This window comes from Arthrobacter sp. PAMC25564, assembly GCF_004798705.1.
Classification (GTDB): Bacteria; Actinomycetota; Actinomycetes; order Actinomycetales; family Micrococcaceae; genus Arthrobacter.
In genome coordinates this window covers 554,174-574,695 of the sequence record NZ_CP039290.1, presented here as the reverse complement: position 1 = coordinate 574,695, position 20,522 = coordinate 554,174, and the positions used below count along the sequence as shown (strand labels likewise).

General features: G+C 68.3%; 18 protein-coding genes. 15 read left to right on the top strand and 3 right to left on the bottom strand.

Annotated features, from left to right (window positions below; translation table 11 throughout):
- The first annotated feature begins 6 nt into the window (after positions 1-6).
- From E5206_RS02615 to E5206_RS02605, 3 genes are all read left to right on the top strand, one after another.
- Positions 7-1,653, top strand: a complete 1,647-nt coding sequence (locus E5206_RS02615) for a 5-oxoprolinase/urea amidolyase family protein (protein WP_136323922.1) — start codon at positions 7-9, stop codon at positions 1,651-1,653.
- Positions 1,653-3,437 (top strand): biotin carboxylase N-terminal domain-containing protein, encoded by a 1,785-nt coding sequence (locus E5206_RS02610; RefSeq protein WP_136321135.1) that lies wholly within the window; start codon positions 1,653-1,655, stop codon positions 3,435-3,437. Before E5206_RS02615 ends, E5206_RS02610 begins: the two co-directional genes overlap by 1 nt.
- 365 nt (positions 3,438-3,802) lie before the next feature.
- On the top strand, positions 3,803-4,483 hold the full coding sequence (locus E5206_RS02605) for an HD domain-containing protein (RefSeq protein WP_136321134.1): 681 nt from the start codon (positions 3,803-3,805) through the stop codon (positions 4,481-4,483).
- A 50-nt stretch (positions 4,484-4,533) separates the two neighbouring features.
- Here the strand turns inward: E5206_RS02605 and E5206_RS02600 are convergent, their stop codons facing one another.
- On the bottom strand, positions 4,534-6,915 hold the full coding sequence (locus tag E5206_RS02600; RefSeq protein WP_136321133.1) for an excinuclease ABC subunit UvrA: 2,382 nt from the start codon (positions 6,913-6,915) through the stop codon (positions 4,534-4,536).
- A 144-nt stretch (positions 6,916-7,059) separates the two neighbouring features.
- Here E5206_RS02600 and E5206_RS02595 point away from each other — a divergent pair, with 144 nt between their 5' ends.
- From E5206_RS02595 to E5206_RS02550, 10 genes are all read left to right on the top strand, one after another.
- Positions 7,060-7,854, top strand: coding sequence for an IclR family transcriptional regulator (locus E5206_RS02595; protein ID WP_136321132.1), 795 nt, complete (start codon positions 7,060-7,062; stop codon positions 7,852-7,854).
- Between the two features lie 154 nt (positions 7,855-8,008).
- Positions 8,009-9,286: a cytochrome P450 gene (locus E5206_RS02590; RefSeq protein WP_136321131.1), complete on the top strand. Its 1,278-nt coding sequence runs from the start codon at positions 8,009-8,011 to the stop codon at positions 9,284-9,286.
- Positions 9,287-9,291: 5 nt separating this feature from the next.
- Positions 9,292-10,380, top strand: a complete 1,089-nt coding sequence (locus tag E5206_RS02585) for a PEP/pyruvate-binding domain-containing protein (protein WP_136321130.1) — start codon at positions 9,292-9,294, stop codon at positions 10,378-10,380.
- 58 nt (positions 10,381-10,438) lie between these two features.
- Positions 10,439-12,307 (top strand): PEP-utilizing enzyme, encoded by a 1,869-nt coding sequence (locus tag E5206_RS02580; protein ID WP_136321129.1) that lies wholly within the window; start codon positions 10,439-10,441, stop codon positions 12,305-12,307.
- The gene (locus E5206_RS02575) at positions 12,300-13,088 is read left to right on the top strand and encodes an SDR family oxidoreductase (RefSeq protein ID WP_136321128.1); all 789 of its coding nucleotides are present in this window, start codon (positions 12,300-12,302) and stop codon (positions 13,086-13,088) included. The genes E5206_RS02580 and E5206_RS02575 overlap by 8 nt, the downstream gene beginning before the upstream one ends.
- A gap of 47 nt (positions 13,089-13,135) precedes the next feature.
- Positions 13,136-13,456: a 2Fe-2S iron-sulfur cluster-binding protein gene (locus E5206_RS02570; protein ID WP_136321127.1), complete on the top strand. Its 321-nt coding sequence runs from the start codon at positions 13,136-13,138 to the stop codon at positions 13,454-13,456.
- 2 nt (positions 13,457-13,458) lie between these two features.
- Entirely contained in the window at positions 13,459-14,808 is a 1,350-nt protein-coding gene (locus tag E5206_RS02565; protein ID WP_136321126.1) for an FAD-dependent oxidoreductase, read from the top strand.
- A 32-nt stretch (positions 14,809-14,840) separates the two neighbouring features.
- Entirely contained in the window at positions 14,841-15,623 is a 783-nt protein-coding gene (locus E5206_RS02560; RefSeq protein WP_136321125.1) for an HD domain-containing protein, read from the top strand.
- A complete protein-coding gene (locus E5206_RS02555; protein WP_136321124.1) occupies positions 15,620-17,143 on the top strand; it encodes an aldehyde dehydrogenase family protein in 1,524 nt (507 codons plus the stop codon). The genes E5206_RS02560 and E5206_RS02555 overlap by 4 nt, the downstream gene beginning before the upstream one ends.
- Before the next feature lie 182 nt (positions 17,144-17,325).
- Entirely contained in the window at positions 17,326-17,637 is a 312-nt protein-coding gene (locus tag E5206_RS02550; protein WP_136323921.1) for an antibiotic biosynthesis monooxygenase, read from the top strand.
- A gap of 16 nt (positions 17,638-17,653) precedes the next feature.
- Here E5206_RS02550 and E5206_RS02545 read toward each other — a convergent pair whose 3' ends face one another.
- Together E5206_RS02545 and E5206_RS02540 are read right to left on the bottom strand one after the other, a co-directional pair.
- Positions 17,654-18,256, bottom strand: coding sequence for a hypothetical protein (locus E5206_RS02545; RefSeq protein ID WP_136321123.1), 603 nt, complete (start codon positions 18,254-18,256; stop codon positions 17,654-17,656).
- 6 nt (positions 18,257-18,262) lie between these two features.
- Positions 18,263-18,757 carry a hypothetical protein gene (locus tag E5206_RS02540; RefSeq protein WP_136321122.1) on the bottom strand — a complete coding sequence of 165 codons (495 nt, stop codon included), beginning with the start codon at positions 18,755-18,757 and terminating at the stop codon, positions 18,263-18,265.
- A gap of 254 nt (positions 18,758-19,011) precedes the next feature.
- Here E5206_RS02540 and E5206_RS02535 point away from each other — a divergent pair, with 254 nt between their 5' ends.
- Entirely contained in the window at positions 19,012-20,010 is a 999-nt protein-coding gene (locus E5206_RS02535; RefSeq protein WP_136321121.1) for an ABC transporter substrate-binding protein, read from the top strand.
- A 118-nt stretch (positions 20,011-20,128) separates the two neighbouring features.
- On the top strand, positions 20,129-20,485 hold the full coding sequence (locus E5206_RS02530; protein ID WP_240689899.1) for a hypothetical protein: 357 nt from the start codon (positions 20,129-20,131) through the stop codon (positions 20,483-20,485).
- Positions 20,486-20,522: the final 37 nt, after the last annotated feature.

Sequence of the window (20,522 nt, the reverse complement as noted above, 5' to 3'; positions counted from 1 at the left end):
CGGATGATGGAGTCAGCAATGGAAGCCTTGACCGTGCACAAGGTCCGCGCCGTGCGGGCCGTGGGAACACGCGCGGTGCTCGCCGAGCTCTCCGGCACCCAGGATGTGCTGGCCCTGCAGTCGCTGCTCCTCGGGAAGCCGCTGCCGGGCCAGCTGGACGTGCTGGCCGCGGCCCAGACGGTCCTGGTCACGGCCGACTCGCCGGCCTCGGCCCGGCGGATCGCCGCCCGACTGCTGCAGCTCGACCTCACCGCTCCCGTCCAGCGTGACGGCGAACTGGTTGTCATCGACACCGTGTACGACGGCGAGGACCTCGCCGAAGTCGGCAGGCTGACCGGCCTCAGAACCGAGGGCGTGATCGCAGCCCATTCCGGCCAGCTCTGGACCGTGGCCTTCGCCGGTTTCGCGCCCGGATTCGGGTACATGGTGGGGGAGACCCAGCAACTGGAAGTGCCCCGTCGCAGCTCCCCGCGCACCGCCGTCCCGGCGGGCTCGGTGGCTCTGGCCGGGAACTATTCGGCCGTGTATCCGCGCAGCTCACCCGGCGGCTGGCAGCTGATCGGCCGGACGGGCGCGAAGATGTGGGACCTGGGCCGGGAGCAGCCCGCACTGGCCGCCCCCGGTCACCGCGTGCGGTTCCGCGCGGTCCGGGACGTTGTGGCACTGGTGCCGGAACACCCGGCCCAGCGTGCTGCTCCGGAGGCGGCTTCGGGCCTGCGGGTTCTCTCGCCGGGGCTGCAGAGCCTCGTCCAGGACCTTGGCCGGCATGGCCATTCGGCCCTGGGCGTCTCCACCGCCGGCGCGTTGGACCGTGCCTCACTGCGCCGTGCCAACCGCCTCGTCGGCAACGCGCCGTCGGCGGCCGCGATCGAAACCGTGGCCGGGGGACTCAGGGTGCAGGCCTTCGGGGACCAGGTCATCGCCGTCGCCGGGGCGCCGTCCGAGCTGATCATTGAGTCGCCGTCGGACTCCGGGCCACTGCGCACGGTGCCGGTGGCCACGCCCTTTGCCCTGCTCGAGGGGGAAATCCTGAGCATCGGTGCGCCGGCAAGCGGCTTCCGCAGCTACCTCGCCGTCCGCGGCGGCGTGGATGCCGCCCCGGTGCTGGGCAGCCGCTCCACGGACACCATGTCCGGGATCGGCCCCGCCCCGCTGGCCGCGGGGCAGCTGCTTGCCGCCGGTGGCGAGGCCGAATCCGGCGTCGTCGGACACCCGGAACTGCAGCCGGACTTCCCTGGCTGCGGGGTGACCGTGCTCGACGTCGTCCCCGGCCCGCGCGCCGACTGGTTCGACCAGGCGGCGCTGGACTCCTTCACCGGGCAGGAATGGGAAGTGACGCCGCAGTCCAACCGGGTGGGCATGCGCCTGCGGGGCACCCCGCTGCAGCGCAACCGCCAGGGCGAACTGCCCAGCGAGGGGACCGTGGCGGGCGCCCTGCAGGTCCCGCCGGAGGGGCTCCCCGTACTCTTCCTGGCCGACCACCCGGTCACCGGCGGCTACCCGGTGATCGCCGTGGTGGTCGACTCCCAGCTGGATCTCGCCGCGCAGGTCCCCATCGGCGGCACGATCCGCTTCCGCTGGGCGGCCTCCGAAAAGAGCACGGCCCCATCCAACACCGTAAACACCACTTCCGAACGAAAAGCGAGTAACTGATGCGCAAGGTCCTGATCGCCAACCGTGGCGAAATCGCGGTCCGGATAGCCCGGGCCTGTGACGACGCGCAGCTGGCGTCCGTCGCCGTGTACGCGGACATCGACGCCGACGCGCTGCACGTCTCCGCCGCGGATGAAGCCTTCAGCCTCAACGGGAACGCCCCGGCGGACACCTACCTGAACATCCCGAAGCTGCTCGCCATTGCCGCCGTAGCAGGGGCGGACGCCGTCCACCCCGGCTACGGTTTCCTCTCCGAGAACGCGGACTTCGCCCAGGCCGTCCTCGCCGCCGGGCTGACCTGGATCGGGCCGAGCCCGGACGCCATCCGCCTGCTCGGCAACAAGATCACCGCCCGCGACGCGGCCCTCCGGGCCGGCGCCCCGCTCGTGGCCGGGAGCGACGGCCCGGTGGAGACCGCCGCGGAGGCCCGGGCCTTCGCCGAACAGCATGGCCTGCCGATCGCCATCAAGGCGGCCTTCGGCGGAGGCGGCCGCGGCATGAAGGTGGTCCGCGGCCTGGACGAGGTCGAGGAAGCCTTCGACTCCGCGGTCCGCGAGGCCGTCGCCGCCTTCGGCCGGGGCGAATGCTTCGTTGAGCGCTACCTGGACCGCCCGCGCCACGTCGAGGCGCAGGTCCTGGCCGACGCGCACGGCAACGTCGTCGTCGTCGGAACCCGCGACTGCTCGCTCCAGCGCCGGCACCAGAAGCTCCTGGAGGAGGCCCCCGCACCGTTCCTGACGGAACGACAGACCCGCCAGATCTACGACGCCGCCAAAGCCGTCTGCCGGGAGGCGGGCTATTCCGGAGCCGGCACGGTGGAATTCCTCGTCGCGGCCGACGGCACCGTCGCGTTCCTTGAGGTGAACACCCGCCTGCAGGTGGAGCACCCCATCACCGAGGAGACCACCGGGATCGACCTCGTGCAGGAACAGTTCCGCATCGCCGCGGGGGAGCCGCTGCGCTTCACCGAAGACCCGGCGCCCCGCGGGCACTCTTTCGAATTCCGGCTCAACGCCGAGGACGTCGGCCGCGGCTTCCTCCCCTCGCCCGGGACCATCACCGGGTTCTCCGGCCCCACCGGCCCGGGAATCCGGCTCGACACGGGGGTCCGTTCGGGCTCCTTCGTGGCGCCGCAGTTCGATTCCCTCCTCGCGAAGCTCATTGTCACCGGCGCCGACCGCCAGCAGGCCCTGCGCCGGGCCCGCCGGGCACTGGCCGAGATGAGCATCACCGGGGTGGCGACCGTGCTGCCGTTCCACCGTGCGGTGCTCGAATCCCCGGACTTCACCTCCGAAACCGGCCTGGGCATCCACACCCGCTGGATCGAAACCGACTTCGCGGACAGTATCTCCATCCCGGCCGACCCGGGCTACGGCACCACGGCGCCCGACGGCGAACGCCGCACCATCACCGTCGAGGTGGACGGCCGCCGTCTCGCCGTCGGGCTTCCCGCTGAGCTGCTGGACGGCTGGGCACGCTCCGGCGGCGCTGTTCCGGCCGGGGTGCCGTTACATCCGGCGTCCGACGGCGGCGCTGCCGCAGGCGCCGCTTTGGGCATAGAGGACCTTGACCCGGAGGAGTTGCGCGCGGACATGGCCGGGACCGTGGTGAAGTGGCTCGTTGAGCCCGGCGCCGAGGTGTCCGCCGGCGATCCCGTCGTTGTGCTGGAAGCGATGAAGATGGAAACCCAGGTCTCCGCGCACCGCGACGGCACCGTCACGGGTGTCCGCGCGGAAGCCGGCGGCGTGGTTGCAGCGGGCGCGGTGCTCGCGCTGATCGGGTAATGGCCGATCGGACAGCCGCGGCCCGGAGCCGCCGTCCGGTCCTTCACGCAGAAGGGGTCCGGCCGGTACGGAACCGGACGGACCCCTTATCGGCGTGGGGGTGCCGCTATCCGATGTGGCCCGACAGGGCGACAAGGACGCCCGCCGTCGGCGCTGGCCACGGCCGCGGGTCCGGGGTCCCGGGTATTCCCCGTTGCCCTTGGTTGCAAGGCCAGCGCAGCGTTCCGGGGACTGCCGGGACATTGGCCGCACTATTTTCGGCCCGGGCCGGCCCGGCCCTTTCCGCCCGGCGTTTTCCGCTGGCCGGTTCCGCTGGACGGAAGCGCCGGCTTGCCCGCGCCCTCGTGGGAGGGCAGGCTGGCAGGATGACCAAACTGCAGCCTGCTGCCAACCACTCCGGCCTGGATGCCTCCGCGGGAATCGAGGCGGAGCCCGACGGTGTCATCGCCCTCGACCCGGTGTTGGCCGCCCTCTGGGAGCTCGCCGCACCGTTCCTGAAGGTGCGGGACAACGACGCCCATACGCTCTACGCCTTCGGGCTCGCCCGCGCCCTGCTGGACGCGCACCCGGAGGCGGACGCCGCCGTCGTCCTTCCTGCGATCATGCTGCACGACATCGGCTGGTCGCAGGTGCCGCCGGCGGAGGTCCTGCAGGCGATTGCCCCCGGCGGGGGCAGGCCGGACCTGGTGCTGCTGCACGAGAAGGAGGGTGCCCGGCTGGCCGCCGGCATCCTTGAACAGGCCGGGTACGACGCCGCGAAGGTGCCGGCCATCCTGGCCATCATCGACGGCCATGACTCCCGGCGCGAGGCCCTCTCGATCGAGGACTCGATCGTCAAGGACGCCGACAAAACCTGGCGGCTCAGCCCCCACGGCATCGACACCGTGATGGACTGGTTCGGCCTGGACCGCGGGCAGGCCCTCCGCCTCTGCAGCCAGCGCGTCCACGGTCACCTGTTCACGCCGGAAGCGCGTGCCATGGCGCGGGCGCTGTCCGCGCTCGAATCCGTGACCCTGTGGCCGCAGCGGCAGGTGCTCTTGCGCTGAAGGGAACGCTCGAAACAGACGGGCAAACCCGGTGCCCGCGAGGGCCCCAGTCAGGTGCCGACGTAGGCCGCCAGGTGCTCGCCGGTGAGGGTGGACCGGGCCGCGACGAGGTCCGCGGGGGTGCCCTCGAAGACGATCCTGCCGCCGTCGTGCCCGGCGCCGGGGCCGAGGTCGATGATCCAGTCGGCGTGCGCCATGACCGCCTGGTGGTGCTCGATGACGACGACTGACTTGCCGGAGTCGACGAGCCGGTCGAGCAGGCCAAGCAGGTTCCGGACATCGGCGAGGTGCAGGCCGGTGGTGGGCTCGTCGAGGACGTAGACGTCACCCTTCTCGGCCATCTGGGTGGCCAGCTTGACGCGCTGCCGCTCGCCGCCGGACAGTGTCGTGAGCGGCTGGCCGAGGCTGAGGTAGCCGAGCCCGACATCCACGAGCCGGTCAAGGATCTTGTGCGCCGCCGGCGTACGGGCCTCTCCCTCGCCAAAGAACACCTCGGCCTCGGTCATCGACATTGCCAGTACCTCGGCGATGTTGCGGCCAGCCAGCTTGTATTCCAGGACTGACGCCAGGAACCTCCTGCCCTCGCAGTCTTCGCAGGTGGACTCGACGGTGGCCATAACGCCCAGGTCGGTGAAGATGACACCCGCACCGTTGCACGTGGGACAGGCGCCTTCCGAGTTGGAGCTGAACAGCGCCGGCTTCACGCCGTTGGCCTTCGCGAACGCCTTGCGGATCGGCTCGAGAAGGCCTGTGTACGTCGCAGGGTTGCTGCGCCGCGACCCCTTGATGGCACCCTGGTCGATCACCACAACACCGTCGCGGCCGGCCACGGAGCCTTGGATCAGCGAGCTCTTGCCCGAGCCCGCCACCCCGGTGACGACGGCCAGGACCCCGAGCGGGATGTCGACGTCGACGTCCTTGAGGTTGTGCGTCGATGCGCCACGCACCTCGAGCGCGCCCGAGGGCGTGCGCACCGTCGCCTTAACCGTGGCGCGGTCGTCGAAGCGGCGGCCCGTGATGGTGTCACTGTCCCGCAGCCCCTCGACGGTGCCCTCAAACACGACCTCGCCGCCCTCAGTGCCTGCGCCCGGGCCGAGGTCAACGACGTGGTCAGCGATGACGATGGTCTCCGGTTTGTGCTCGACGACGAGCACCGTGTTGCCCTTGTCCCGCAGCTGCAGCAGCAGCTGGTTCATCCGCTCGATGTCATGCGGGTGCAGGCCGATCGTTGGCTCGTCGAAGACGTAGGTGATGTCCGTCAGGGACGAGCCCAGGTGCCGGATCATCTTGGTGCGCTGGGCCTCTCCCCCGGACAGGGTGCCCGCAGGCCGGTCGAGCGAGAGGTAACCCAGCCCGATTTCGGCGAACGACTCAAGCAGGTGCCGCAGGCCTTTGAGGAGCGGCGCGACCGAAGGCTCGTTGAGCCCGCGGACCCAGATGGCCAGGTCGCTGATCTGCATCTCGCACAATTCGGCGATGTTCTTGCCCTGGATCTTCGAGGACCTGGCCTCCGGGCTGAGCCGCGTGCCGTTGCACTCGGGGCAGGCCTGAAACGTGATGGCGCGCTCCACGAACGCCCGGATGTGCGGCTGCATCGCGTCGACATCCTTGGAGAGCATCGATTTTTGGATCTTCGGGATCAGACCCTCATAGGTGAGGTTGATGCCCTCCACCTTGATCTTGGTGGGCTCTTTGTAGAGCAGGTCGTTCAATTCCCTTTTGGTGTACTTCGCGATGGGCTTGTCCATGTCGAAGCCAGCGCCGCTGAAGATGCGGCCGTACCAGCCGTCCATGCTGTATCCGGGGATCGTGAGCGCACCCTCGCTGAGCGACTTGCTGTCGTCGTAGAGCGCAGTGAGGTCGAAGTCCGAGACCGATCCCATGCCCTCGCACCGCGGACACATACCGCCAAGGTAGACGGCGTTTTGGACGACGCTTTTCTCCACCCTGCCGCTCTTCTCGGTGCTCATCACCCCGCTCGCCTTCCGGGTCGGAACGTTGAAGGAGAACGCCGTGGGGGGCCCCACATGCGGCGATCCGAGCCGGCTGAAGAGGATCCGGAGCATGGCATTGGCGTCGGTGGCGGTGCCGACCGTGGAGCGGGGGTTGGCGCCCATCCGCTCCTGGTCGACGATGATTGCGGTCGTCAGGCCTTCGAGGATGTCGACGTCGGGCCGTGCCAGTGTGGGCATAAAGCCCTGCACAAAGGCGCTGTAAGTTTCGTTGATCATCCGCTGCGATTCCGCGGCGATCGTGGCGAACACGAGCGAGCTCTTACCCGAGCCGGAGACGCCGGTGAACACCGTCAGCCGGCGCTTCGGGATCTCGACGCTGATGTCCTTGAGGTTGTTCTCGCGCGCACCCTGCACGCGGATCAGCTCGTGGCTGTCGGCGGGATGCGGCGATGCCGGCGTCGTGGTGGTGATGTCCATGGCGCGATCATACTAGTGGCGGGCCGGCCCGTTCCTGATCGACGGCGGGAAGCGGACTAGACTACTAGACTCGGATCCGGGCTGCCAGCTGGCCCGGTTGACGGCCGCATCCGGGCGGTAAAACCCTGCGACAAGGAGGTCAGGATGGCCGGCGGCAGCCGCGAACCCGGCAGGACCGTGACCTCGAAAGTCCTCTCCATCCTGGAAGCCTTCGAAAAGTCGCGGGGTGCCCTCAGCCTGACCGATATCGCGGAAAAATCCGGGCTGCCGCTGAGCACCGCGCACCGGCTGGTCACTGAACTGGCGGACTGGGGCTTCCTCACGCGCCAACCCAACGGCCGCTACCAGCTTGGGATCCGCCTCTGGGAGCTCGCCCAAAACACCGGCCGGCAGCTCCGCGATGCGGCCCGCCCCTATGTCCAGGACCTGTTCTCGCTCACCGGCGAAACCGCGCACCTGGCCGTCCGGGCCGGCCACGAGGTGCTCTACATCGACCGCGTCTACGGCTCCAAGCGGGTGCCCCGCGCCGGCCGGGTCGGCGGCCGGCTGCCCATGCACGCGACCGCCGTCGGGAAGGTCATCCTGGCCTTCGAGGAGGACTGGGTCCGGGACGCGTACCTGAACCGGCAGCTGGAGCGGCATACTGCGCATACCCACGTGGACCGCAAGCGGCTGGCCGCGGAACTGGCGCAGATCCATGAGCAGGGCTACGCGACCACCCTGGAGGAAGTCCGGCTCGGCTCCTGCTCCATCGCCGTCCCGGTCTTCCACACCGGCAGGATCGGCGCCTCGATCGGCCTGGTGCTGCCCACGAACCAGGCCGCCACGATGACCCGGCACCTGCCGGTCCTGAAGGGCATCGCGGCCCAGATCGAGCGGGCCACGGCCCGGATCCCGCTCGAGACGCTGCTGGGCAGCAACGTCGCGGGGACGGACTGAGCCAGAGTCCCCGCCCCACAAGGACGGAAAGAAACTGACTTCCACTCAGTGGAAGCGACCACTGCCATTCCGAGGTGATGGGGGCCACACTGATGACTAAGAACCCCCGGCATGCACAGCCGCCGCCGGCGGGACCGAACACCAAGGAGCCCAGATGTCATCGTCGACTGAAACGGCCGGCCGCTGTCCCATTGGGCACGGCGCCGAAGCCCCCGCCGGGCACCACGGCTACGAGCCGTTCCAGATGAAGGATCCCTTCCCCGCCTACGCCGAACTCCGGGCCGAGCAGCCCGTCATGTTCGACGAGCGGATCGGCCTGTATGTCGTCTCCCGCTATGACGACATCAAGGCCGTCTTCGAAGACTGGGAGACCTTCTCCAGCGAAAACGCCCAGGCCCCAGTCCGCGAACGCGGAGCCGCGGCCAAGAAGATCATGGAAGACGGCGGCTTCACCGCCTACTCGGGCCTGTCCGCCCGACGCCCGCCGGAGCACACCCGCATCCGCGCGGTCGTCCAGAAGGCCTTCACGCCCCGCCGGTACAAGGCGCTCGAACCCTTCATCCGGCAGAACGTCGTCGAACTCCTCGAGAAGATGCTGGCCCGCCCGGAACACCGCGGCGACATGGTCAAGGACCTCGCCTACGACGTCCCCACCATCACCATCCTGACCCTCATCGGCGCGGACGTCTCCCAGGTGGACACCTTCAAGCGCTGGTCCGACTCCCGCGCCGCGATGACCTGGGGCGACCTGTCCGACGAGGAGCAGATCCCGCACGCCCACAACCTCGTGGAGTACTGGCAGGAGTGCCTGCGCCTGGTCAAGGTCGCCCACGAGGAAGGCGGCGACAACCTCACCGCGGACCTGGTCAAGGCGCAGCAGGAAGGCGCCGAGATCTCGGACCATGAGATCGCCTCCGTCCTCTACAGCCTGCTCTTCGCCGGGCACGAGACCACCACCACGCTGATCTCCAACGCCCTGCGCGAACTCCTGGGCCGCCCCGAGCAGTGGAAGCAGCTCGTCCAGGACCCCAAGAAGATCCCCGCCGCGATCGACGAGGTCCTGCGCTACGCCGGCTCGATTGTCGGCTGGCGCCGCAAGGCCCTCAAGGATACAGAGGTGGGTGGGGTGAAGATCCCCGAAGGGGCGCAGCTGCTGCTCCTGATGGGCTCCGCCAACCGCGACGACACCAAGTTCGACGCCGGCGAGGACTTCGACATCACCCGCCCGAACGCCCGTGAGCACCTCTCCTTCGGGTTCGGCATCCACTACTGCCTGGGCAACATGCTCGCCAAGCTCCAGGCCAAAATCGCGCTCGAGGAAGTGGCCCGGCTCGCCCCGGAGCTGCAGCTGGAGAACCCGGAGGCCATCACCTTCCGTGAAAACCTCTCCTTCCGCGTCCCCGAGACCGTCCCCGTCAGCTGGAAGGCCTAACACCGATGGAAAGCAACGAATACATCCAGTTCTTCGACGGCGGCATTGAGCCGGCGCTCGAAAACCTCGGCGGCAAGGGCGCCTCCCTGGTCACCATGACTTCCGCCGGCATGCCCGTCCCGCCCGGCTTCGTGGTCACCACCGCCCAGTTCGACGCCTTTATGGAGGAAGCCGGGATCACCAGGCACATCCACCAGCTCCTGGCTGATCTGGACCCCGAGGACATGGGCCAGGTGGACAAGGTCTCCTCCGCCATCCGCGAGGACATCTGCTCCCGCCCGGTGCCGCAGGCGATGCGCGAACTCACCGTCGGCGCCTACGAATCCCTGATGTCCCGCTTCGAAGCGCCCGTCCCGGTCGCCGTGCGCTCCAGCGCCACCGCCGAGGACCTGCCGGACGCCTCCTTCGCCGGCCAGCAGGACACCTACCTCTGGCTCGACGGCGTCAAGGCCGTCACCGAACACATCCGCCAGTGCTGGGCCTCGCTCTTCACCTCCCGCGCCATCATCTACCGGCTCAAGAACAACATCCCCAACGAGGGCCTTTCGATGGCCGTGGTGGTGCAGAAGATGGTCAACGCACGCGTCTCCGGCGTCGCCATCACTATGGATCCCACTAACGGCGACCGCTCCAAGATCACCATCGACTCCTCCTACGGGGTGGGGGAGATGGTGGTCTCCGGGCAGGTTACCCCGGACAACATCAAGCTCGACAAGGTCACCTTGACCGTCATCACCGAGCACCTCGGCGACAAGCATGCCGAACTCGTCCCGGACGCCGTCGCCGGCCGCCTCGTGGAGCGGGAGGTCGACGCCGAACGCCGCGGCCGCCGCAGCCTCACCGACGCCGAACTCACCGCCGTCGCACAGATGGCCAAGCGCGCCGAAAAGCACTACAAGTGCCCGCAGGACATCGAATGGGCCCTCGACGCGGACCTGCCCGACGGCGAAAACCTGCTCCTGCTGCAGTCCCGCCCGGAAACCGTGCACTCCTCCAAGCCCGCCGTTCCGACGGCCGCCAGCACCGGCGGCTACTTCAGCGGGCTCAGCCCCTCGACGGTTGCAACGGCACCGGCAGCCACCCGAAAAGTTTGACCCGCTAGTCCGCTCCATCACCCAGGCTCAACGCCGAGCCCGTATTGAAAGGACCGCTATGTCCCTGAAGTCCTTCCCCAAGCCCTCCGAGCTCCCGGTACCCGCCGGCGCCGAGGGCTGGGAAAAGATCTACCCCTACTACCTCGTCTTCCAGGACAAGCTCAAGGAGCAGGAGGACGCCAAGTTCTGGTTCTGCGACAGCCAGCACTGGCCCACCGTGTTCAAGCCCTTCGAGACCATCGGCGGCGAGTTCGCGGTCAAGTGCCTGGGCCAGTACAACGCCCGCCACCTGATGATCCCCAACGCCAACGGCATCGAGTTCCGCATCCACCTCGGCTATCTCTACATGTCGCCGATCCCGGTGCCGGAAGACCAGATCGCCGCCCGTGTGCCGCTGTTCGAGCAGCGCGTCGGCCACTACTTCCAGAACTGGGAACAGCTGCTCAAGCAGTGGCATGTCAAGGTCAAGGGCACCATCGACGAGATGGAAACCATCTCCTTCCCCAAGCTCCCGGACGTCGTGCCGATCGAGGACATCCTCTCCGGCAAGGGCAAGGACGGCTCCGAGAAGCTGCTGGAAAGCTACGACCGGCTGATCCAGCTGGCCTACCAGAACTGGCAGTACCACTTCGAGTTCCTGAACCTCGGCTACATCGCGTACCTGGACTTCTTCAATTTCTGCAAGCAGGTCTTCCCCAGCATCCCGGACCAGTCCATCGCGACCATGGTGCAGGGCGTGGACATGGAACTCTTCCGCCCGGATGACGAGCTCAAGCAGCTCGCGAAGCTCGCCGTCGAGCTGGGGCTGCAGGCTCATTTCAGCAACACGGACGACGTCGACGCCACCCTGGCTGCCATCGCCGCCGCCCCGGGCGGAGACCGCTGGACCGCCCAGTACGAGGGCGCGAAGGACCCGTGGTTCAACTTCACCGTGGGCAACGGCTTCTACGGCCACGACAAGTACTGGAACGAGCACCAGGAGATCCCGCTGGGCTACATCGCCGACTACATCCGGCGCGTGGACGAGGGCCAGGAAATCATGCGCCCGGTCGAGGCCCTGATCACCGAACGCGACCGCATCATCGAGGAATACCGCGAGCTGCTGGAAGGCGAAAACCAGGCCCTCTTCGATGCCAAGCGCGGACTCGCCGCCACCGCGTACCCGTACGTGGAAAACCACAACTTCTACATCGAGCACTGGACCATGGGCGTCTTCTGGCGCAAGATCCGCGAGCTGTCCCGGATGATGCAGGCCGAAGGCTTCTGGACCCAACCGGACGACCTGCTGTACCTGGGCCGCAACGAGGTCCGCGACGCGCTCTTCGACCTCGTCACCGGCTGGGGTGTCGGCGCCAAGCCGATCGGCCCGGACTACTGGCCCGAAGAGATCGAACGCCGCCGCGGGATTGTGGACGCGCTCAAGACCGCCCGCCCTGCCCCGGCCCTGAACACCCCGCCGGAGTCCATCACCGAACCCTTCACCCGGATGCTCTGGGGCATCACCACCGAGCAGGTCCAGCAGTGGCTGGGTGCCGGCGAAGCGGTCGAAGGCGGCGGCCTGCGCGGCATGGCGGCCTCGCCTGGCGTCGTCGAAGGCCTGGCCCGCGTCATCACCGACGCGGACCAGCTCTCCGAGGTGCAGCAGGGCGAGATCCTTGTTGCCACGGTCACGGCGCCGTCCTGGGGCCCGATCTTCGGCAAGATCAAGGCCACCGTTACGGACATCGGCGGCATGATGAGCCACGCGGCCATCGTCTGCCGCGAATACGGCCTGCCGGCCGTGACCGGCACCGGCTCGGCCTCGACCACCATCAAGACCGGGCAGCGGCTCCGGGTGGACGGCACCAAGGGCACGGTCCAGATCCTCGACGACGATGCCGAGCTGCAGGTCGCCGGACCCGGGGCACACAGCCACAGCCATGTCTGATCCGAACATGCCTGATCCGCAGCAGGATGGTGCGGGCCGGCCGGCCCGCACCATCCTGATCACCGGTGCCGCCGGCGGGCTGGGCCGGGCGTTCGCGCTCGGCTTCGCCCGCCGCGGCTACCGCGTGGCGGTGGCCGACGTGAACCTCGCCGGCGCGGAGGAAACCGCCAAGCTGGTGCTGGATACCGGGGCCGATGCGGCCGCCTTCCATGCCGACGTCACGAGCGTCGACTCCACCGAAGCCCTCGCGAAAAGCTGCGCGGACTTCGGCAACGGAAGCATCGACGTCGTGCTCAACAACGCCGCGGTGTACGCGGGGGTGACCCGCAGCCCGTTCGAGGACATCGACCCGGCCGAATGGGACCTGGTCATGAACGTGAACCTCAAAGGCCCCTGGCTCGTCACCCGCGCGGCGAGCCCCTATCTGCCCGAGGGCGGGCGCGTCATCAACCTCTCCAGCGCCACGATCTTCAGCGGCTCGGAACAGTGGCTGCACTACGTCGCCTCCAAGGGCGGTGTGGTGGCCCTGACCCGGGTGATGGCCAAGGAACTCGGCCGGCGGGGGATCACGGTCAACACGATCGCCCCCGGCTTCACGCTCACCGAGGCCAGCTACGGGCTGATGGAGAACGCCGAGAACTACGGCGTGGACCGCGGAGCGATCAAGCGGGCCAGCCAGCCCGAGGACATCGTCGGCGCCGCACTGTTCCTTGCCGGCCCGGACAGTTCCTACTACACGGGCCAGACCATGGTGGTCGACGGCGGCCGCCAGTTCATCTGACTGTGCCCGATCTCCCGACTTTCCGACTTCAACCCTAAGGAGGGCCAATGCCAACGGTCCATTTTACCGACGCCGAAGGCGCGGTCCGCGACGTCCAGGGCAACGCCGGCGACTCCGTCATGGAAACTGCGGTGCGCAACGGGGTCCCCGGCATCGTGGCCGAATGTGGCGGCTCGCTGTCCTGCGCCACCTGCCACGTCTTTGTCCGCGAGGACTGCCTCTCCCAGCTCCCGCCGATGGAGGACATGGAGGACGAAATGCTCTACGGCACCGCCGTGGACCGCGAGGACAACTCGCGGCTGTCCTGCCAGCTGCGCCTGAGCGACGATATCGAACTGTTCGTCACCACCCCGGAAACCCAGGTGTAGCCGTGAGCACCCACGCAGTTGAGCAGTCATCCGCCGGGGCAGCAACGGGCGCCGCAACCGAGGGCGCAACGCCGTCAGAGACTCCCGCCCGGACCGGCCTGCTGATCATCGGGGCGAGCCAGTCCGGCGTCCAGCTCGCCGTGTCCCTCCGGGCGCTCGGGTTCGAGGAGCACATCACCCTGCTCGGCGACGAGGACCACCGCCCCTACCAGCGGCCCGCCCTGTCCAAGGAGTTCCTACAGGGCACGGTGGAGAGCGAATCGCTGATCTTCCGTTCCAACGAGTACTGGGCCGAGCACAACGTGGACCTGGTCAAGGGCGAATACATCGTCCGGATCGACAAGGAAGCGGACGGCTCCGGCGTCGCGCACTCCTCCTCCGGCAAGCAGTTCCCCTTCAAGCGGCTAGCCCTCACCGTGGGCGCCCGTGCCCGCAAGCTCGAGATCGAGGGCGGGGACCTCGACGGCGTGCTGTACCTGCGCAATGCCGATGACGCCCTGGCGCTCAAGGCCCGGGTGGGGGACGCGCAGGACGTTGTGGTGATCGGCGGCGGCTTCATCGGCCTCGAAGCCGCGTCCAGCCTGCAGAAGATGGGCAAGAACGTCACCGTGCTGGAGTTCGGGCCGCGGCTCGTGGGCCGCGCCGTCGGCGAGGAAACCGCCGAGTACTTTCTGCAGGCGCACCGCTCCCGCGGCCTGGACATCCGGCTCAGCACAAGCGCCAAACGGTTCACCGCGGACGGCGCCGCCGGCGACGGTCGTCGTGCGGTCGCCGGCGTCGAACTCCAGGACGGCACCGTGCTGCCGGCGCAGATCGTACTGATCGGCATCGGCGTCATCCCCAACACCCAGCTGGCCGAACAGCTCGGGCTGGCGGTGGACAACGGGATCGTGGTGGACCGCTTCGCGCTGGCCTCGGACGGGACCACGGTGGCGATCGGGGACTGCGCCAACATGCCCAACCCGGTGCCCGGCTCCGCGCCTGGCGAGCGGATCCGGCTGGAAAGCGTCAACAACGCGATCGAACACGCCAAGGTGGCCGCCTACTCGCTGACCGGACGGCGCGAGGAATACGCGGGCATCCCGTGGTTCTGGTCCAACCAGGCGGACCTCAAGCTGCAGATCGCCGGCCTCTGCAACGGCTACGACCAGACCGTCCTCCGGCGGGATCCGGAACGCGGGAAGTTCAGCGTCCTCTACTACCGCCAGGGCCAGGTCATCGCCGCGGACTGCGTCAACGCGCCACTGGACTTCATGGCCGTCAAGAACGCCCTCGCCAAGGGCCAGAACGTCCCGGCCGCCGCGGCCGCGGACCCGGCCACACCCCTCAAGACGATCACGACGGACAGCTAGCCACTCCGGCCGGCCGCCCGCGAAGGAGCATTATGACCACGCCCAAGACTCCGGTTGCCGACGTCGGCAACGCCGGCGCAGCCGGCACCGCGCCCGTGCACCCTGCGGACGTCAATCCCGCGGACGTTCACCCCGCGGCTGCGGACTTCGCCGCCGCCTATCCGGTCCGCCCCGTCCCGGCTCCGGGCCCGGTGGACACCGACCCGATCGCCACCACCCCGGCCGCCGTCGAGGAACTCGACGGGCTCTGGAAGGCCGTGGTGCAGGAAACCCGGACCCGCGGCAACGACATCCACCTGCCGATCTCCCTCGCCTTCGCCGAACGCCTCTGCCGGGCCTACCCCGACGCCGACGCCGAACTGGTGCGGGTGGCCACCCTGCTGCACGACACCGGCTGGGCGCACGTGGACGAATCCCGCATCCTCTCCGAGGGCTTCACCGGCGACTGGCGCAAGGCCACCATCCGCTACGAGCACGAGAAGCAGGGTTGCGACGTCGCCCGCCGGGTCCTGCCCGGGCTCGGCTACTCCGCGGAATTCATCGAACGCGTCTGCGCCATCATCGACGGCCACGACACCCGGCCCGTGGCGCACTCGCTGGAAGATGCCCTGATGCGCGACGCCGACAGGCTGTGGCGCTTCGACCAGGCCGGGATCGCCCTCGCGTCCTCCTGGTTCAACATGGACCCGGCCACCTACACCGACCGCCTCGCCGCGGAAATCATCCCGGAACTCATCACCCAGGCAGCCGTGGACATGGCCACCGCGGACCTGAACCGCTCCACCGCCCTGCTCAAGACGGCGGTCATCCGATGACGTCCCCAACCCCCTCCGCAACGCACGACGCCCTCGCGGCCCGCGCCGCGTTGTCCCTGCCGTACACAAACGTCGACGACATCTTCATCGACGGCGCCTGGACCCCGGCGCGCGGCACCGGCCGCAACCCGGTCACCGACCCCGCCACGGGCGAAGTCTGGGGTTCGGTGCCGGACGGCACCGTTGAGGATGTGGACGCCGCCGTCGCGTCCGCCCGCAGGGCGTTCGACGGCGGATGGCCGCGGCTGGCGCCGTCCGAGCGGGCCGCGTACCTGCTGCGCATCGCCGAGGAGGTGGAGAAGCGCGCGGAGGAGCTCTCGCTGACCAATACCCGCGAGAACGGCTCGCCGGTCGCCGAATCTTCCGGTGCGGCAGCGAACGCCGCCGGCATCTTCCGCTACTTCGCCACTCTCGCCGGGTACCTCGAGCGCGAGGACGTGCGGGCTTTCCCCAAGGGCGGCGGCGAATCCGTGGTCCGGCGTGACCCTTTGGGGGTCTGCGCGCTGATCGCACCGTGGAACTTCCCGATCAACCTGGTGGTCATCAAACTGGCCCCGGCGCTGCTGGCCGGCTGCACCGTGGTGATCAAGCCGGCGTCGCCCACCCCGCTGTCCCTGCGGGTGATCATCGACGCGGTGGCCGCCGCCGGTGTCCCGGCCGGCGTCGTCAACCTGGTCACCGGTTCCGGCCGGCTGGGGGACGCGCTGGTGAAGCACCCGGGCGTGGACAAGGTCGCCTTCACCGGGTCGACGCCGGTGGGCCGGAAAATCGCCGCCGCCTGCGGGGAACTGCTGCGCCCCGTCACCCTGGAACTCGGCGGGAAGTCCAGCGCGATCGTGCTGCCGGACGCGGACCTGGACGCGATGTCCAAGGTGCTGATCCGCTCCTCGATGCGCAACACCGGGCAGACCTGCTACATCTCCACCCGGATCCTGGCCCCGGCCAGCCGGTACGAGGAGGTGGTGGACATGGTCACCAAGACCATCGCCGCCGGCAAACAGGGCGACCCGCTGGACCCGGACACCGTGTTCGGGCCCTGCGCGACGGAATCCCAGTACCGGACCGTGCTGGAGTACGTTGAATCGGGCCTGGCCGAAGGCGCCCGCGCCACCACCGGCGGACGCGCAGCGTCGCTCGGCGGCGGCCTGGAAGGCGGCTATTTTGTGGAACCCACCGTCTTTGCCGACGTCACCCCGGAGATGCGGATCTCCCGCGAGGAGATCTTCGGCCCGGTGATCTGCATCCTGAAGTACAACGACGCCGGCGGCAGTGCCGATGAGGCGGTTGAGTTGGCAAACAACACCGAGTTCGGCCTGGGCGGGCTGGTGTTCGGAGGCGATCCGGAGGCGGCGTTGGCCGTGGCCGACAGGATGGATACCGGCTCCGTCGGCATCAATTTCTTCGCCTCCAACCACGCCGCACCCTTCGGCGGCCGGCACGATTCCGGCCTCGGCACCGAGTACGGCATCGAGGGCCTGAACGCGTACCTGAGCTACAAGTCGATCCACCGGAAGGTGTGATTGCTCCAACGCGATTACTCCAACGCGGGGTCACTTAGCGCCCATCCGAGGCCGCGGGATGGGCCGTAGGTGACCCCGCGTTGCTGGGTGGCGGCCGCCGTCGGGCAGAAGGGCCCTACCGCCGTCCGGGGGACGGGAAGATAATCGGGGTATCCATCCCCTCAATCCACCCCGTGCAGAAAATGGAGGCGATCGACGTGTCGGTTTACACGCTGGGAATCTGGTTGGTACACCCGGGCCGCGAGAACGATTTTGTGCAGGCCTGGCGTGATCTGGCCCGGAAGACGCAGGAGGATTTCCCGCACGCCAAGGCCGTGCTGATGCATGACCATGACGTGCCGAACCGGTTCATCAGTACCGGCCCATGGGAGTCGCTGGAACAGGCTGAAGTGTGGCGGGCGTCCGAGATGTTCAAACAGAGCATGGAAGGCATGCGCGAAATGCTGGAGCATTTCGAGGCACGCACCCTGGACGAGGCAGCCAGCATCGGCTGAGGCGGTGAGCCTCCGGTCAGCCTGCCGTCAGCGCCTCGAGGACGGCAGGGAGGAGCACGCCATTCCGTCCCCAGACCGGGTCGAAGACCTCGACATACCAGGAGTCTGCCAGCACGAGCGCCAGGCTTTCGTTGGCTTCCTCTGACCAGTCCCGGAGCTGATCATCGCCGACCGGGCCCTCGCTGCTGCCCAGCACCGTCACGACCTCACCATCGCGCAGGGTCACGGGGATTGACGACTGGCTGGCTTCGCCGGGGGCGTGGGCGACGGTCACCAGATCGGTCCGCCCGGACAACTCCAGCAGCGCCGCCGCTGACTCGACACTGCAAAAGCCGGCCACATAAGCGCGCTGGGCGTGCCCTTCGGCGAGAACCCCGGGCTGGGATTCCTTGGTGAAGAGGCCGCTCCGGTTGAGTCCCGCAAGCGCGCCGGCAATGGGCCGGGTTTCCTCATCAAAGCCGGGAGCTGATGTCCCCGGCTGATACTGGCTGCGTCCCTCCAGCCATCGTGCAGTCAGCTCGCCGGCCGCCGGGATGGTGGCCGCCTGCCGCCAGACCTCACGGTCGGCCAGGAGCCGGCCGAAACGGTCCTGTTCGGTGGTGTACCGGTCCGTCGCCATCTTCAGCTACGCCTCCCGCCCAGCAGAGTGCTGCTGCAGCAGTTGGGCGAGGCGCTCGGAGCTGAGCCGCAGCGCCTCAAGCTCGCGCCGGCTGAACTCGTCGATGTTCCGGTTGACCCGCTCCGCGAGCTCCTCGACGTCGGCGCCGGCGTCCAGTTCGTATTCGTGGCTGAGCGTCACCAGGGACTGCCCGTCTGCGCGGTGGATTTCCCATTCACCGCGCAGCGCGTGGAAGGGAGCCTCGACGTCTAGCTGGCGGAACTGTGCACGGTGGCGGTCCGCATCGAAAACCCGGCGGCAGTAGCTGGAGCTGAGGGACCCGTTGGCGACGATCGAGATCCGCAGTTCGTGGATGGAATCGTCGCCGCTGACGCGCTCGGCGTAGACGGTGAGACCATCAAGGTACGGCCAGTGTGCGGCCTCCCGCAACAGGCCGAAAATGACGTCCTCCGGGGCATCGATGCTGAGCCGGTGCGTGGTCCGGCGCGTGGTCAGTGACATGTCCGGCCCTCCTGTTCGTGTGGTCTTCTAAGCAGGCTAGGCGCAGCGGGGCCCCGCCGGGTAGAAATTCGTCCCGCCGCGTCACGGAGGGCAACCTGCGGTAACACTGGGCCACCCCAGGTCATTTCCAGGCCTCCGGGTTAACCGCGGTTACCCCCTGTATCCCTTGGTTTCACCGCCTTTTGACCGGCATCCGGCCAGCCCGGATAGTTGCTGGCATGAGCAGTAATCCACGAACTTCCACGGGGAGAAAAATGTCCAGAAAATCGTCCACAGCGTTCAGATCCGGTGTCAGCGTGGCTCTTGCCGCCACCACCCTGCTGGGCCTGGCCGCCTGCTCCGACCCCGGCGCGTCGGCCGCCGGCAGCGCCAACCCGGCCACGCCGTCGTCCTCCTCCACCGGAGTCAAGACCTTCAACCTTTCCCCGCAGCAGGACCGGGTGAAGGCCACCGTCGACAAGGCCGCCGCCGCCCTTGTCCCGGACGCCATCAAAAAGGACGGCAAGCTGACCGTGGCAGTCAGCCCCTTCGCCGCACCGCTGGCCGTCTATGCCACGGACAACAAGACGCCGGTCGGCAACGAGGTGGATCTCGCCGTCGCACTGGCCGAGTCGCTGGGCCTGGAAGCCGACATCGTTCCCACGGCCTGGGCCGACTGGCCCCTCGGCGTCGACTCCGGCAAATATGAGGCCGTCATCTCCAACGTCACCGTCACGGAGGAGCGCAAGCTCAAGTTCGACTTCGCCAGCTACCGCGAGGACAAGCTCGGCTTCTACGCCAAGGCTGACAGCGCAATCGGCAAGGTGGAAACCGCGGCCGACGTCGCCGGTAAGCGCGTGATCGTCGGATCCGGCACCAACCAGGAGGCCATCCTGCTGCGCTGGGACGAGGAGAACAAGAAGAACGGCCTGAAGCCGGTTGAGTTCCAGTACTACGACGACGACTCCGCGTCCCAGCTTGCCCTCCAGTCGGGCCGTGCGGACCTGACCTTCGGCCCCAACGCCACGGCAGCCTTCAAGGCCGCCTCGGACGCCAAGACCAAGCTCGTGGGCCTCGTCGACGGCGGCTGGCCGCTGAAAGCCAACATCGCCGTCACGAGCAAGAAGGACAATGGCTTCGCTGCCGCGGCCGCGGCCGGCCTGAACCACCTGATCGAGGACGGCAGCTACGCGAAGATCCTGGACCGCTGGGGGCTGGGCGATGAGGCTGTGAAGAAGTCCGAGGTCAACCCGGCAGGCCTGCCCAAGACGTAGCTCCCAGGCCACCAGAGGACCAACGCGGGGTCAGATCGCGCCCATCCCGGAGGGGATTATGGGCGCGATCTGACCCCGCGTTGCTGTGGCCTCCGGAGAGTCCTCCAGCTCTCTCCAGATGGACGCCGCACGCATTATCGTGATTACCCAATCGAGGAAAGGATCAAGGATGTTCACGCTGCAGGTAGGTTATCCGGTCCGGGACTATGCCGCATGGAAGCAGGTGTTCGATAGTGATCCCGCAGGCCGTGCCGCCTCGGGCGCCCGCTCGATCCGGGTATTTCGGGACACCGACGACGGGAACAGTGTGGCCGTGCACCTGGACTTCGACACGAAGGACGCCGCGGCGGCGTTTCTGGAGCGGCTACGCACCAATGTGTGGAATAACCCGGAAGTGATGGAGCCGCTGATGGCGGGATCGCCGGCAGCCAGGATCCTGGAGCAAGTGGGCAGCGAAAATCCGGCCGCGGGCTGACCTGTTCCGGGGCTGATGCATCGATCGCTCCGTAACT

Coding starts and splice junctions, on each gene's coding strand:
- E5206_RS02535 (WP_136321121.1), top strand. CDS start 19,012: ATGTCCAGAAAATCGTCCACAGCGTTCAGATCCGGTGTCAGCGTGGCT.
- E5206_RS02550 (WP_136323921.1), top strand. CDS start 17,326: ATGGAGGCGATCGACGTGTCGGTTTACACGCTGGGAATCTGGTTGGTA.
- E5206_RS02595 (WP_136321132.1), top strand. CDS start 7,060: ATGGCCGGCGGCAGCCGCGAACCCGGCAGGACCGTGACCTCGAAAGTC.
- E5206_RS02610 (WP_136321135.1), top strand. CDS start 1,653: ATGCGCAAGGTCCTGATCGCCAACCGTGGCGAAATCGCGGTCCGGATA.
- E5206_RS02590 (WP_136321131.1), top strand. CDS start 8,009: ATGTCATCGTCGACTGAAACGGCCGGCCGCTGTCCCATTGGGCACGGC.
- E5206_RS02605 (WP_136321134.1), top strand. CDS start 3,803: ATGACCAAACTGCAGCCTGCTGCCAACCACTCCGGCCTGGATGCCTCC.
- E5206_RS02580 (WP_136321129.1), top strand. CDS start 10,439: ATGTCCCTGAAGTCCTTCCCCAAGCCCTCCGAGCTCCCGGTACCCGCC.
- E5206_RS02555 (WP_136321124.1), top strand. CDS start 15,620: ATGACGTCCCCAACCCCCTCCGCAACGCACGACGCCCTCGCGGCCCGC.
- E5206_RS02570 (WP_136321127.1), top strand. CDS start 13,136: ATGCCAACGGTCCATTTTACCGACGCCGAAGGCGCGGTCCGCGACGTC.
- E5206_RS02540 (WP_136321122.1), bottom strand. CDS start 18,757: ATGTCACTGACCACGCGCCGGACCACGCACCGGCTCAGCATCGATGCC.
- E5206_RS02585 (WP_136321130.1), top strand. CDS start 9,292: ATGGAAAGCAACGAATACATCCAGTTCTTCGACGGCGGCATTGAGCCG.
- E5206_RS02530 (WP_240689899.1), top strand. CDS start 20,129: ATGGACGCCGCACGCATTATCGTGATTACCCAATCGAGGAAAGGATCA.
- E5206_RS02600 (WP_136321133.1), bottom strand. CDS start 6,915: ATGGACATCACCACCACGACGCCGGCATCGCCGCATCCCGCCGACAGC.
- E5206_RS02545 (WP_136321123.1), bottom strand. CDS start 18,256: ATGGCGACGGACCGGTACACCACCGAACAGGACCGTTTCGGCCGGCTC.
- E5206_RS02615 (WP_136323922.1), top strand. CDS start 7: ATGGAGTCAGCAATGGAAGCCTTGACCGTGCACAAGGTCCGCGCCGTG.
- E5206_RS02575 (WP_136321128.1), top strand. CDS start 12,300: ATGTCTGATCCGAACATGCCTGATCCGCAGCAGGATGGTGCGGGCCGG.
- E5206_RS02560 (WP_136321125.1), top strand. CDS start 14,841: ATGACCACGCCCAAGACTCCGGTTGCCGACGTCGGCAACGCCGGCGCA.